At 40.3% G+C, this 12,775-nt stretch carries 13 protein-coding genes; 8 read left to right on the forward strand and 5 right to left on the reverse strand.

The window, feature by feature from the left end; translation table 11 throughout:
* The first annotated feature begins 55 nt into the window (after positions 1-55).
* From mltB to lipA, 6 genes are all read left to right on the forward strand, one after another.
* Entirely contained in the window at positions 56-1,054 is a 999-nt protein-coding gene (gene mltB / locus ABJK37_RS24120; RefSeq protein WP_348359167.1) for a lytic murein transglycosylase B, read from the forward strand.
* A 7-nt stretch (positions 1,055-1,061) separates the two neighbouring features.
* Complete coding sequence (locus tag ABJK37_RS24125) at positions 1,062-1,868, forward strand: septal ring lytic transglycosylase RlpA family protein (protein ID WP_348359170.1); 807 nt, start codon at positions 1,062-1,064, stop codon at positions 1,866-1,868.
* A 219-nt stretch (positions 1,869-2,087) separates the two neighbouring features.
* Complete coding sequence (locus ABJK37_RS24130) at positions 2,088-3,260, forward strand: serine hydrolase (RefSeq protein ID WP_348359173.1); 1,173 nt, start codon at positions 2,088-2,090, stop codon at positions 3,258-3,260.
* A 33-nt stretch (positions 3,261-3,293) separates the two neighbouring features.
* A complete protein-coding gene (gene ybeD, locus ABJK37_RS24135; RefSeq protein ID WP_215928495.1) occupies positions 3,294-3,557 on the forward strand; it encodes a DUF493 family protein YbeD in 264 nt (87 codons plus the stop codon).
* A 19-nt stretch (positions 3,558-3,576) separates the two neighbouring features.
* Positions 3,577-4,224: a lipoyl(octanoyl) transferase LipB gene (gene lipB, locus ABJK37_RS24140; protein WP_348359178.1), complete on the forward strand. Its 648-nt coding sequence runs from the start codon at positions 3,577-3,579 to the stop codon at positions 4,222-4,224.
* Positions 4,217-5,179 (forward strand): lipoyl synthase, encoded by a 963-nt coding sequence (gene lipA / locus ABJK37_RS24145; protein ID WP_348359181.1) that lies wholly within the window; start codon positions 4,217-4,219, stop codon positions 5,177-5,179. Before lipB ends, lipA begins: the two co-directional genes overlap by 8 nt.
* A gap of 70 nt (positions 5,180-5,249) precedes the next feature.
* On the opposite strand, the gene ABJK37_RS24150 is transcribed toward lipA, so the two are convergent.
* Both ABJK37_RS24150 and ABJK37_RS24155 read right to left on the reverse strand, forming a co-directional pair.
* Positions 5,250-6,695 (reverse strand): phosphomannomutase CpsG, encoded by a 1,446-nt coding sequence (locus tag ABJK37_RS24150; protein WP_348359184.1) that lies wholly within the window; start codon positions 6,693-6,695, stop codon positions 5,250-5,252.
* 34 nt (positions 6,696-6,729) lie between these two features.
* Entirely contained in the window at positions 6,730-8,151 is a 1,422-nt protein-coding gene (locus ABJK37_RS24155) for a mannose-1-phosphate guanylyltransferase/mannose-6-phosphate isomerase (protein WP_348359187.1), read from the reverse strand.
* A gap of 230 nt (positions 8,152-8,381) precedes the next feature.
* Here ABJK37_RS24155 and tcdA point away from each other — a divergent pair, with 230 nt between their 5' ends.
* Positions 8,382-9,185 carry a tRNA cyclic N6-threonylcarbamoyladenosine(37) synthase TcdA gene (tcdA, locus tag ABJK37_RS24160; RefSeq protein ID WP_348359190.1) on the forward strand — a complete coding sequence of 268 codons (804 nt, stop codon included), beginning with the start codon at positions 8,382-8,384 and terminating at the stop codon, positions 9,183-9,185.
* On the opposite strand, the gene ABJK37_RS24165 is transcribed toward tcdA, so the two are convergent.
* A complete protein-coding gene (locus ABJK37_RS24165) occupies positions 9,175-9,819 on the reverse strand; it encodes a hypothetical protein (RefSeq protein ID WP_348359193.1) in 645 nt (214 codons plus the stop codon). The genes tcdA and ABJK37_RS24165 overlap by 11 nt on opposite strands.
* A 180-nt stretch (positions 9,820-9,999) precedes the next feature.
* Here ABJK37_RS24165 and ABJK37_RS24170 point away from each other — a divergent pair, with 180 nt between their 5' ends.
* Positions 10,000-10,413, forward strand: coding sequence for a hypothetical protein (locus ABJK37_RS24170; protein ID WP_348359196.1), 414 nt, complete (start codon positions 10,000-10,002; stop codon positions 10,411-10,413).
* 15 nt (positions 10,414-10,428) lie between these two features.
* Here ABJK37_RS24170 and ABJK37_RS24175 read toward each other — a convergent pair whose 3' ends face one another.
* On the reverse strand, positions 10,429-10,929 hold the full coding sequence (locus tag ABJK37_RS24175) for a DUF2919 domain-containing protein (RefSeq protein ID WP_348359199.1): 501 nt from the start codon (positions 10,927-10,929) through the stop codon (positions 10,429-10,431).
* A 44-nt stretch (positions 10,930-10,973) separates the two neighbouring features.
* The gene (locus tag ABJK37_RS24180) at positions 10,974-12,770 is read right to left on the reverse strand and encodes a GGDEF domain-containing protein (protein ID WP_348359202.1); all 1,797 of its coding nucleotides are present in this window, start codon (positions 12,768-12,770) and stop codon (positions 10,974-10,976) included.
* Positions 12,771-12,775: the final 5 nt, after the last annotated feature.

A 12,775-nucleotide genomic window follows, 5' to 3' on the forward strand; every position in this document is an offset into this window, starting at 1 on the left:
TTGAAGTCCCTAAGTATTTTAGTTAAGTAAAACACTTAACCTATAAGGAGAAACCATGCATTTATTTAGAGCTGTATTGTTATTAAGCCTTTTTCTAACGGGCAATGCTGTACATGCAACACCATCAGAATTACAACAGCAATTCGTTGATTTAATGGTTGAGAAACATCAATTTAATCGCGATGTAATTGAGTCGACGTTAGCCAAAGCCAATAAAAACCCAAGGATTTTAGAATCCATTGCTAAACCTTGGGAAGCTAAGCCTTGGCACAAATATTATCCTATATTTCTAACAGAGAAACGTTTAGCAAAAGGTTTGGAGTTTTGGAACACTCACCAACAAACATTAGCGCGCGCTGAGCGGGAAAGCGGCGTACCCGCAGAAATTATTGTCGCCATCATTGGGGTTGAAACGTTCTATGGAACCTATATTGGCAAATACTCTGTTCTCGATGCTTTGGTTACTTTAGGGTTTCATTATCCGCCTCGATCTAAATTTTTTCGTAGCGAGCTAGAACAATTATTTTTACTTGCTAAAGAAGAAAACTTTGAAATTACTGAACTCAAGGGGTCTTATGCTGGGGCGATGGGATGGGGTCAATTTATCTCTTCAAGTTATCGTCATTATGCAGTAGATTTTGACGGAGATGGAGTAAGGGATCTATTAAATAATCCTGATGACGCCATAGGTAGCGTCGCAAACTATTTTAAAAAGCATCGTTGGCAAGCCAACTCTGATATCGCTTTCAAAGCACAAGTTAGTGGAACACAACATTCCAAGTTATTATCAAAGTCTTTAAAGTACTCTCATAAATGGTCGCAAATGCAAGCGGCAGGTGTCTCGGTAGCTGAGACTAATTTGAACAAAGATGAAAGTGTTAAATTATTTGCGTTTGAACAACCCAATAGTAAAGAATATTGGGTTGGGTTACCTAACTTTTATGTCATTACTCGATATAACCACAGTCCATTATATGCCATGGCAGTATTTCAATTTAGCCAACAACTTAAAGAAGGCTTCAATCCAGCAACCATAGCTAGAATTGACGATTAATATTGCCATGAGAACCCTTCTTCGTTGTGTGAGTTACGTTTTATTGATTATCGCTGTTATTGGATGCGCTCCCAAAGGGCGTTATTTCCAACACCAAGACTCAGCTCCGAAGGTCATCCCCAAAAAAGTAACAAGTCTGGATGCCGTTGCTAAATACGAGTCTTACGCAAAAGCTAACATGCGTCCGTATACCGTTAGAGGGGTTCGTTACCAGCCACTGACCACAGGAAAAGGGTTCAGTGATAAAGGTGGCGCCAGTTGGTATGGCCAAAAATTTCATGGTCACCTTACTTCCAACGGCGAAACCTATGATATGTACCAGATGTCAGGCGCGCACAAAACCCTCCCCTTACCTTCTTTTGTAAGAGTTACCAACTTAGAAAATGGCAAACAAGTTGTGGTAAGAGTTAACGACAGAGGACCTTTTCACAGAGGACGAGTAATAGATTTATCCTATGCTGCAGCGCTGAAACTAGACATGCTAAACACAGGTGTAGCACAAGTGAAAATTGACGTTATTCATGTTGACCAAGAAGGCAATATCACTGTAGGTCGCAACCCAATTATTAAAAAACCGTCAAAAAATGATCAACAACTCTTTATTCAGGTTGCCGCCTTACAGAATAAAGATCGGATAGAAAAGTTAGCCGCAACTTTAACAACTCAATACGAACATCCGTACCAAACAAGATTCGAAAAAGGAATGTATAAATTGCACCTCGGGCCTCTATCTAACGAGCATGAGGCCAATAAATTACTAAACATGCTTAAAAACAATAACTACCCAGGCGCCTATAAAATTTACTTCGATTGAAACCACTTCATAGATAAACTTAAACTTTTTGTATAAATTTAAGTCTCACATCCTTGAAGCTGACAAAAATTTCCATATTAATTAGGATTAATCAGTTGTTGGGCAGCAATTTAACACTCAAAGTGCTATATTGCTGGGCAAAATTTAAGGTCAAAATTACGTCTCAAAAGACATAATTACGACATCTATTCTTATAACATTTTCACAAACGGTAGTTTAATGCTTAAACCAAAAACGTATTTCGGCTCTCTCATAAACAGCTTAGTCCTGTGTGTATGCACTTTTTCAGTTTCTGCTGCTGTGGTAATCCCACCTGCGCCAAGTGTCGCTGCCAAAGGTTTCATACTAATGGATTACCAAACCGGTAATGTTATTGCAGAACAAAACGCTGACATTCAAATACCGCCTGCAAGCTTAACCAAAATGATGACAAGCTATGTAATAGGAGTAGAACTGGCCAACGGCAATATCAAAGAAACAGATATGGTGACTATTTCTGAGAACGCTTGGGCTAAAAACTTTCCTGATTCGTCAAAAATGTTTATCGAAGTAGGCAAAAAAATCTCAGTTGCCGACCTTAATCGCGGCATCATTGTGCAATCAGGCAACGATGCGTGCGTAGCCATGGCTGAACATATAGCTGGAAGCGAAGAAGCCTTTGCCAGCATGATGAATATGCATGCAACTAAACTCGGCATGACACAGACCTATTTTGTTAATAGCCATGGTTTACATGATGCTCAGCACTACACCACGCCACGAGATATGGCAATATTGTCTGCGGCACTGATACGTGATGTGCCACAAGAGTACGCCATCTACGCTGAAAAAGAATTTACGTTCAATGATATTAAACAGTACAACCGTAATGGCTTATTATGGGATAAGAGCCTGAACGTTGACGGTATCAAAACTGGCCATACTTCAGATGCAGGCTATAGCTTGATAACCTCTGCTTACCAAGGTGACATGCGTTTAATTTCTGTCGTAATGGGCACAGACAGCGAGAGAGCCCGTAAAGTTGAAAACAAAAAGTTACTTAAATACGGCTTCCGTTTTTATGAAACTATCACGCCCTACAAAGCGGGTGATAGCTTTGTATCTCATCGTATCTTTATGGGTGACAAAGAAACAGTGGACCTTGGTATTTTACAAGATACCCCAATTAATATCCCTCGAGGCCAGAGCAAAAATTTGAAAGCTAACTTTAAGTTAGATAAAAACCTTCAAGCCCCTATTTCCAAAGGTGAAGTTGTCGGAAAATTGTATTTGCAAATTGAAGGTGAAGACGTCGCCGAATACCCATTAGTTGCATTACAAGAAGTAAAAGAAGGTGGATTCATCGACCGCATGGTTGATTTTGTCAAATTGCAACTCGGTTTCGATAGTTAATAATTCGCCCATCTATAAATTTTCGAGAAAAATATGGACACTAAATTTGATGAACTGCTGGACTTCCCGTGCCAGCAAACCTTTAAAGTAATGGGGCTGGCCCATGAAAGGTTACCTGAAGACGTAATTTCTTGCTTGCAAGTCCATGCACCTGGAGACTATTCACCTAAGGTAAAACCCAGTTCAAAAGGAACGTATCACTCAATTTCACTAAGTGTAACTGTGACTAGCAAAGAACATATGGAAACCCTTTATGTTGAACTTGCAAAGTTAGAGTTAGTTAAAGTGGTACTGTAGACAGCATTTGCCATCAATTATGTCAGCTAAATTAGTTATCAGGCAATTGGGCCTTCAGCCATACCTGCCTATTTGGCAAGCGATGCAAGATTTCACCAATAACAGAGATATCAACACTGCCGACGAAGTTTGGCTAGTGGAACATCCAGCGGTTTTCACCCAAGGACAAGCTGGTAAAGAAGAACACTTACTTATGCCCGGTGATATTCCAGTGGTCAAAGTTGATAGAGGCGGCCAAGTCACCTACCATGGTCCCGGACAACAGATGATGTATGTATTACTGAATCTAAAACGCAATAAACTAGGTGTAAGGGACTTAGTAACAGTATTAGAAGAGTGCGTGGTTAACACCCTAAAAGAATACTCAATAAATGCTTATCCTAAAGCGGATGCACCCGGTGTCTATGTTGACGGTAAGAAAATTTGCTCAATTGGCTTAAGAATACGCAAAGGTTGTTCTTTTCATGGACTGGCCTTAAACGTCAACATGGACTTAAGTCCATTTAAACGTATAAATCCATGTGGTTATGCGGGTCTGGAAATGGTAAATTGCGCACAATTTAACGGCCCTAATTCTATAGATGTAGCGGGCAGTAAACTGATTGAAAACTTATGTGCCTTATTGGGCATAATAAAAACAGAACATAAAGAAGGCTTAAATGACTAACGCACGCCCTCAAGCCGGAGTGAAACTTCGGGATGACGAAAAAGTTAAACATATTCCAATCACCATAGTGCCGACTGAAAAAGCAGAAATGTTACGTAAACCTGCGTGGATTAAGATAAAACTGCCACGCAATACTGACAAAATTGATCATATCAAAAATACTCTGCGTAAAAATAACTTACATTCTGTTTGTGAAGAAGCCAGTTGCCCGAACTTAGCCGAATGTTTTAATCATGGCACCGCGACCTTTATGATTTTGGGTGATATCTGCACCCGCCGCTGTCCTTTTTGTGATGTCGCTCATGGCAAACCACTGCCCCCAAGTGCAGAAGAACCAGTCAAATTAGCCAAAACCATAGCTGAAATGAAATTAAAATATGTAGTGATTACATCAGTAGACCGCGATGATTTACGCGATGGTGGCGCTCAACACTTTGTAGACTGCATAACAGCTATTCGCGAACATAGTCCGGCTACCAAAATTGAGGTATTAGTTCCCGATTTCAGAGGGCGTATGGACAGAGCCCTAGAAATACTCAAAAAAGGGCCGCCAGACGTGTTTAATCACAATCTAGAGACTATCCCACGTTTATACAGAGAGTGCCGTCCAGGTGCTAACTATCAATGGTCTTTAGATTTATTGAAAAAATTTAAACAACAGCATCCTGACATTCCTACTAAATCAGGCTTAATGATGGGTATGGGTGAAGATAAACACGAAATAGCAGAAGTATTAAAAGATTTACGCAGCCACGACGTTGAGATGTTAACCCTAGGCCAATATTTACAACCCAGCAAACATCACTTCCCATTAAAACGTTATGTACATCCTGACGAATTTAATGAACTCGATGAAGTTGCTAAAGATCTTGGCTTTACACATGCCGCATGTGGTCCCATGGTACGCTCTAGTTACCACGCAGATAAGCAAGCAGCTGGTGAAGAAGTGAAATAACCTTGAGTTATCAATGAATAGTCAAAGGCCCAGCTATTTATCTGGGCCTTTTTTATTCACAACCGAACCTTTATTTCAACAACGCTAATAACTCTGTTGTTTTTTCTTCCATTAAAGCAATGTCACCTCTAGATTCTACATTTAAACGAACCACAGGCTCTGTGTTTGATTTACGTAGGTTAAAGCGCCAAGTTCCAAACTCTAAACCAATTCCGTCGGTGTAATCGACTAATGTCGCGGAAGACTGGTACTTTTCTAATACCGATTTAATAGCCACATCGGGATCGGCCAATGTTCGATTAATTTCACCTGATGAAGGAAAGGCTTCAATTCGTTCTTTGACTAACTGTGATAATGCTTTTTGTGTGGTGCATAACAACTCTGCCACTAATAACCATGGGATCATACCTGAATCACAATAGGCAAAGTCTCGGAAATAATGGTGAGCACTCATTTCGCCGCCATATATCGCGTCATCAGCGCGCATTCGCTCTTTGATAAAGGCATGCCCGGTTTTACTTTTTATGGGTACACCGCCTGCTGATAGAACGATATCTTCGGTATTCCAGTAAACTCTTGGATCATAAATGATTTTTGAACCTGGTTTTTTGTCTAAGAAGGCTTTGGCTAAAAGGCCAACAATATAATAACCTTCGACAAAATCCCCTTTTTCGTCAAATAGAAAACAACGGTCAAAATCACCGTCCCAAGCAATGCCCATATTGGCGTTATTTTCGATAACCGCATTGGCGGTATCCGCTCTACTCTCAGGCAATAATGGGTTAGGAATTCCATTTGGAAAAGAGCCATCGGGTTGATGATGTACTTTTATAAACTCAATGGGCGCACCGGCGGCTTCTAGGGCACCTTGAATCGCATCTAACGCGTCACCTGCCGCACCATTACCCGCATTAACTACCAACTTTAAAGGTGTGATGTTAGCAGTCTCGATATACGACAACATGTGGGCCACATATGCCTGCATATTGTTTAGTTGGCTATATCGACCAGAATCTTGCAATTTATTGGTTTTAACAGACGCCTTTCCTTGCAAAAACGCTTGTTCAGTTACTAAACCTTCTGAGTAAAATTCTAGCCTAGCTTGTACATCTTCAGTCGTGTAGGTTTGCGCTAAATCACGGATCGCAAACAAACCAGTGTCACCACTGACTGGTTTAGCGTCAGTTTTGACTAATTTCAAACCGTTGTAATCGATAGGGTTGTGACTCGCAGTCACTTCAATTCCACCATCAACACCGAGATATTTAGTAGCAAAATAGATTTCTTCAGTGCCTGTCATACCTAAATCGGTTACCTTGGCTCCACCATCTATTAAACCAGCAGACAAGGCTAACTTGAGTGGTTCAGAGGTTAATCTCACATCCCCCCCCACTACCACCGTTTTAGCTTGCATGTATTGTGCAAAAGCACGCCCAATACGGTAGGCAATAGACTCATCAAGTTGTTCAATCAATTTACCGCGTATGTCATACGCTTTAAAACATGTAATTTTCATAAATTCTCTTATCTAGCGATGAATATCAGTAAGCCTATTTAGCTTCAACACGACCATAGCGGTCAGAAAAGCGCACAATATCATCTTCACCTAAATAGGTGCCAGATTGCACTTCGATGAGTTCTAGCGGTATACGACCGGGGTTTTCCAATGCATGCACAACACCAATAGGAATGTATGTTGATTGGTTCTCGGATAACAATAAGGTTTGATCTCCATTTGTAACTTTTGCAGTGCCTGACACGACTATCCAATGCTCAGCTCTGTGATGGTGCATTTGCACTGAGAGTTTTTCACCTGGTTTTACAGTGATTCGCTTAACTTGGAATCGTTCACCGTTATCAATTGAGTCATAACTCCCCCAGGGTCTAAACACTTCGCGATGGAATTCCCACTCTGGACGATGTTCTGCTTTGAGTTGATTAACAACGTTTTTGATATCTTGCACTTTATCTTTGTGTGCCACTAAAACAGCATCTTTAGTTTCAACCACTACAACATCATCTAAGCCCACAACGGAAATAAGCCGTTGTTCCGAATTAATATAACTATTGTTTACGCCATCAAGAATTGCGTCACCAATGACAACGTTATTATTGATATCTTTTTGCTTCGCGGTTTCCCATAACGAAGACCAACTGCCTACATCACTCCAACCGGCATCAAGTGGAACCACACAGGCTGCATCAGTTTTTTCCATGACTGCATAATCAATAGAATCATCAGGACAAGTACCAAATACATCGGCATCGACTCTGACAAACTCTAAATCAGTGGACTCCGAGGCGATGGCCTTTTTACAAATGTCGAGCATTTCTGGCGCGTACTTTTCAAGCTCTTGAAGATATCGGCTGGCTTTAAACATAAACATGCCGCTATTCCAGTAATACTTCCCCGAATCAACGTACTGCTGCGCCGTGGCTAAATCTGGTTTTTCAACAAAACTCGCTACATCAAAGCCCACGTCTACAGAAGCAATCTGTTCACCACGTTTTATGTAACCGTATCCGGTATGGGCTGAGTCTGGCACTATGCCAAAAGTCACTAATTTTCCCTGATGAGCGAGTACTTCTGCATGAGATATCGCTTTATGAAATTCAGGGGCATCGTTTATTAAATGATCTGCCGCCAAAATAAGTAAAATTGGGTCTTCGCCATTTAACGACGCATGTAACGCCGCTAACGCAATTGCCGGAGCAGTATTACGACCCATAGGTTCGAGTAAAATGCCACCGTGTTGAATATCTTGTTGTCGAAGTTGCTCTGCGACTAAGAATCGATGGGCATCATTACAAATAACGATAGGTTGCTCCGAATTGCTACCATCTAATCTTGCAATGGTGTCTTGCAACATCGTCATGTCGCTTGTCAAACTCAAAAACTGCTTAGGTAACGCCGCTCTTGATTTAGGCCATAAACGACTTCCACTTCCACCAGCTAAAACAACAGGTTTCATTTCACATTCCTTTTTGATTATTCTTATTTCTTAAAACAACGTTGTTGTTAGTGTATAGCGCTAAATAGTATTAAAGCTTGGCTGCATATTCAATCACCAACAGCAAACAAGACGACTTTATTTACTATTGATTTATGTTCCTTCGAAAACTTACCAGACTCCATTGGAGTTATCTACCGCTCCCCTGATATAATGCCCTTCTGAGTGAAATGTATTAAAAATGTGAGTTTATGGATCAGCAGCAAGTATCTGAGCAACGTTTTGGCGGCACCCAACGTCTATATGGTTTATCAGGTACCGATATTTTACAGCAATCACACGTCTGCATAGTTGGCATTGGCGGAGTCGGATCATGGGTCGCCGAAGCTTTAGCCAGAACAGCGCTAGGGCGTATTACTTTGATTGATTTGGATGACATTTGTGTCACTAACACCAACAGACAAATCCATGCACTTCAAGAGACTGTGGGTGAAGCAAAGGTAGACGCAATGGCTAAACGGATTTTGCAAATTAATCCAACCTGCCAAGTATCGGTTGTTGAAGATTTTGTCACCCCCGACAATGTTGCTGAATTAATTCAGCATTCCTTTGACTACGTGGTAGACGCTACCGATAGCATCAAAGCAAAGGCCGCTATGGTAGCCTATTGCAAGCGCAATAAAATACCGATAATTACCATAGGTGGTGCTGGCGGACAGGTCGACCCAACTCAAGTAACAGTGACAGATTTAAGCAAAACTATTCAAGATCCATTGGCAAAAAAATTACGTTCTGAATTACGTAGATTTTATCACTTTAGTACTAACCCCAAACGTCGTTTTGGTATTGATTGTGTATTTTCAACTGAACAACTTCGTTATCCACAGGCTGATGGCAGTGTGTGCATGAACAAAACACTCACAGATGGTAGTGTTAAGTTAGATTGCAATAATGGATTTGGAGCGGCGGTGGCGGTTACCGCCACATTTGGATTTGTAGCGTCAGCAAGAGTAATAGACAAGTTAATTAATAAACACAATAGTACTAGTCAGTAGCGTCAACTTTTGATTTGCACTTGTTGTAATCCCAAAATAAGGCTATGGCCAACCATATGCCCACAGCTATGGCTAAAAACCAAGTGTTTTCTGCAACTTGCATGACTTGCTCGCTTAGTACTGAGGTGCCCCAAATTAACAACAAATAGTAAGGTAAGTTAAGAATCCCTGCCCAAAGTACCACTTTGGGTGACTGTTGGTTAGCCCCTTGAGTAAACATAAAAAATGCCAGTGAATTAATATGGATCATCGCTACTAACAAATTTTTCAACGCTAATTTGGGACGTGTAGTTTTTACCTCGCCGAAGGATTTGCCTAAATAGTAGTTAACACATGAGCCTATTGTTGCCGCAACAACCATGGTCAAGGTTAAAAAAAGTATATCCTGTGGCTGCGGTTTAGATAACACCACCAGTACCACTGCAAAAAATTGTCCAGGAAAATAAAACCCAACGTAGACAATAGATTCCAATAAAATAATTAATAGAATAAGCAAATAAAAGTATCCCTTAAAGCTCGACTCTACACTCTGCAGCAATTCTAGGCCTGAAGGTATCACTTCATAACTAACTAACGCAGATAATACAGTTAGTGCAATGAGTGCGCTTAGGGGTAAAACAAACGAGTATTTCAAAAACAACTACACCTTTATTTGATGGTTAGCCTTTTATACGACAAGACTAGCCGAGGGATCATCAATAAAACTCGACCAATAATAAATCTGGGTCCAACATAGCTAAATTATATTTCTAATCGACAAACTCGCGAATAAACAACACAATAGTCTTACAAAAAAGCACAGTGAGGCAAAAACATGCAGATGACATCAGCAGAATTGACAGAATTAATGATCGATAGCGCACAAAATGCAGTGACCACTACTGAAGAAGAATTCAACATCACCTTGGATGGTTCTGATGAAAGTATCGATCTGGTAGATGATGTAATATTAAGCTGGTTGGGGCGCTATAAAGATCAAGCTTTAGAGGCCAATGCAGTGTTTACCATATGTAATATCTACGGAGCTTACGTTGGTGAAATCTTTCGTGAAAAAATCGGTGGCAATTGGACTTATGACGAATCGGATCCTGATGCACCTTACGTTGTACTGAACTATGCTGGCAGCACTTATGCGTTTGCCGGAATTTGTTATCAAAGACTAGTAAACGATAGTCAAATTAGTGTCAGAAGTTATTACGACCAAGCCATAGCAAACAATCTACAGTAACTTTACGCATTGTACTTAAATCGCAGATTTGGCTGTTGACGATTTAGATAGATTATCTTTCCAGTCCGTTAACATCATCCGTGTGTGCCTGTCTCGAATTAAAAAATATAAAAACAGTACATCTAAGATCAACGTTACCGCAATGACCCACGAAAACTGCCAATGGTGGGCCATAGCGAGCATGATATGTAGGCCTAAGTCGGCTAGAACTGAAAAGATTAACAATGGCTTGATGTATGAAAACAACCAACTTCGGTCCGCTTTCCAAATTTTTTCCCTAAACCCCAAAAGTAATAATGTCAAAAAAGACGGAACGGCGATCGCTAGACTGATATAAAGGTAGTGCTTATTTGAATAGAACAACGCTAATAACTGCTCACCATTTTCTCGCACAGAAACTGAACCTATTAATACCAGCAGACTTCGGCATAAAAACCCAATACAAACATATAGAGCGACAGCTGGTTTTATTCTGCCAGCTTCATCGTAATATTTTAGGGGGAGTAAAATTTTCATTGCTCTGGGTTGATATACTTAAGGAAATTGCAGATTAAAATAACTTATGACTTACGCAAAACGCTACGAATTTCGGCTAGTACTTCGTCGCCATCAGCTAGACTCGTTACCGAAGTATAAACATGCATATTCGTATCGACCACAACGTTTTCGCCATTGCCATCTTTAATTGTTATACCGGTTAAGGCATTTTGAACTCTTGAAAATAGTTCCTCGGCAATAACATTTTCTAGATTGACTAAACATACAATGAACTGTTCAGTTCCTACTCGGCCAACAATGTCCTTTTCTCTGGTTACCTGCCGCAAACATTCAGCAACGTGTTTTAAGGCCTGCTCCCCTGATTTATAGCCATACTCGGCATTAATAGCAGAAAAATTACTCATATCTATTAAGGCCATTGCATTAACGTTGTCACCAACAGGTGCTTGTACCTTTTTTACTTTAGCCATAACTGAATGTTCATTTGAGAAACCAGTCAGCGGATCAGTGGCTAGCTTGCGTAGATATCTCCGCCCTACAGTTAAATAGCCTAAACCTGTTAAGGCTAAAACACTCACCAACACCAATAATATAATCTGCAAACGTTGCTCTTGTGCTTTCGCTAGATTCGATTCCAGTCCACTAATTTCATTATGTAAGTTGGCCACCCCAAGCACTCGGGCTGATGTTTGTTGATTTTTTATTTTCTCCAGCGCGATAGCGGAGTAATTATCAAAACTAACCTTCGCCGCTTCTACATCCCCTAAAAACAAATGAGCTTTAACTAAGAATTCCGTATAATAAATATGTTTGGATAATCTAGCCGGCATCGCCAAGTTAACATCATTTTGTTTTTGTAAAAATTCCTTAACGCAAGCTCTGTCCTCATCATGTAAACAAAGCGCGGCAACATACCACTGATGCAACCTGTCCATAGTCTGGTCAGAAATTTGTTCTAGGAACACCTGCCAACTACGCAGGCTCTTGCGCAGTGCTTCAAAATCGTTAGTGCGATAGGCTTGACGACTTTGAGCAAAATGATACCAACTATTAGTTAAAGGTGTATTCACTTTTAAGTTGCGCCTACCCAATTCTTCTATCATCAGGTTAGCGTTTTCATAATCACCACTACCGGTATAAGCTGTGATTAGACTAATCAAGGGGGCAAGTTGGTTTTTCTCTTCGTATACATTTAATCCAATTTCATACGCTTTGGCATATTGCTCAGCGGCAAGTGCCCGTTGACCAATAGAGCTATACAGCAAGCCAATATTATTATGGATATGTGCCAAAGAAGCTAAATCGGAACCATCAGAATAAGACTCAAGTAAGGCAAATAAGCGTCCTAGTTTAATACCTATATCTTGCTTAACTTGATCACAAACCGTAATAAGACCTAGCTGAGAACTTAAATGAATATCATTGAATTTTCCCTTAGCTAGTTGTTCTGATTGGCGATAATAATCACATTTCCGAGGCCTTTCCTGCACATCAAAAATATACCCTAATTGGTAATGGATACTGGCATAACTCTGTGAATGCTTGTTAATTATGGGATCTAACAATAAATTTTGAAGCATTTTTTCGGCTTCATCATACTTGCCAACACATATTAACCACTGCGCTTTATGGACTTTTAATTTAATCAATTGTTCAGGTAAAACGTTCGATCTTTTAATATACTGGTCAACCTGTGGCATATGTCCGTCACCAGGGCAGTTATAGGAAGAAACCTGAATATCTTGAATAAATTCGTCTACTTCATCTGCTAAAACGCTTTGTGTACAGGTAGCAAAAACTAAGCCCACAAGCGAGGCTTTTGAAATAATGGTGAAAGAGAATTTTTGTATATACTTCATAGTCG

The sequence above is a fragment of the Paraglaciecola sp. genome, from assembly GCF_039964565.1.
Lineage (GTDB): Bacteria > Pseudomonadota > Gammaproteobacteria > Enterobacterales > Alteromonadaceae > Paraglaciecola.

Bases quoted from the DNA above. Each gene is read 5' to 3' on its own strand.
- mltB (WP_348359167.1), top strand. From the start codon at position 56: ATGCATTTATTTAGAGCTGTATTGTTATTAAGCCTTTTTCTAACGGGC.
- ABJK37_RS24130 (WP_348359173.1), top strand. From the start codon at position 2,088: ATGCTTAAACCAAAAACGTATTTCGGCTCTCTCATAAACAGCTTAGTC.
- ABJK37_RS24175 (WP_348359199.1), bottom strand. From the start codon at position 10,929: ATGAAAATTTTACTCCCCCTAAAATATTACGATGAAGCTGGCAGAATA.
- ABJK37_RS24125 (WP_348359170.1), top strand. From the start codon at position 1,062: ATGAGAACCCTTCTTCGTTGTGTGAGTTACGTTTTATTGATTATCGCT.
- tcdA (WP_348359190.1), top strand. From the start codon at position 8,382: ATGGATCAGCAGCAAGTATCTGAGCAACGTTTTGGCGGCACCCAACGT.
- ABJK37_RS24170 (WP_348359196.1), top strand. From the start codon at position 10,000: ATGCAGATGACATCAGCAGAATTGACAGAATTAATGATCGATAGCGCA.
- lipA (WP_348359181.1), top strand. From the start codon at position 4,217: ATGACTAACGCACGCCCTCAAGCCGGAGTGAAACTTCGGGATGACGAA.
- ABJK37_RS24180 (WP_348359202.1), bottom strand. From the start codon at position 12,770: ATGAAGTATATACAAAAATTCTCTTTCACCATTATTTCAAAAGCCTCG.
- ABJK37_RS24150 (WP_348359184.1), bottom strand. From the start codon at position 6,695: ATGAAAATTACATGTTTTAAAGCGTATGACATACGCGGTAAATTGATT.
- ABJK37_RS24155 (WP_348359187.1), bottom strand. From the start codon at position 8,151: ATGAAACCTGTTGTTTTAGCTGGTGGAAGTGGAAGTCGTTTATGGCCT.
- ybeD (WP_215928495.1), top strand. From the start codon at position 3,294: ATGGACACTAAATTTGATGAACTGCTGGACTTCCCGTGCCAGCAAACC.
- lipB (WP_348359178.1), top strand. From the start codon at position 3,577: ATGTCAGCTAAATTAGTTATCAGGCAATTGGGCCTTCAGCCATACCTG.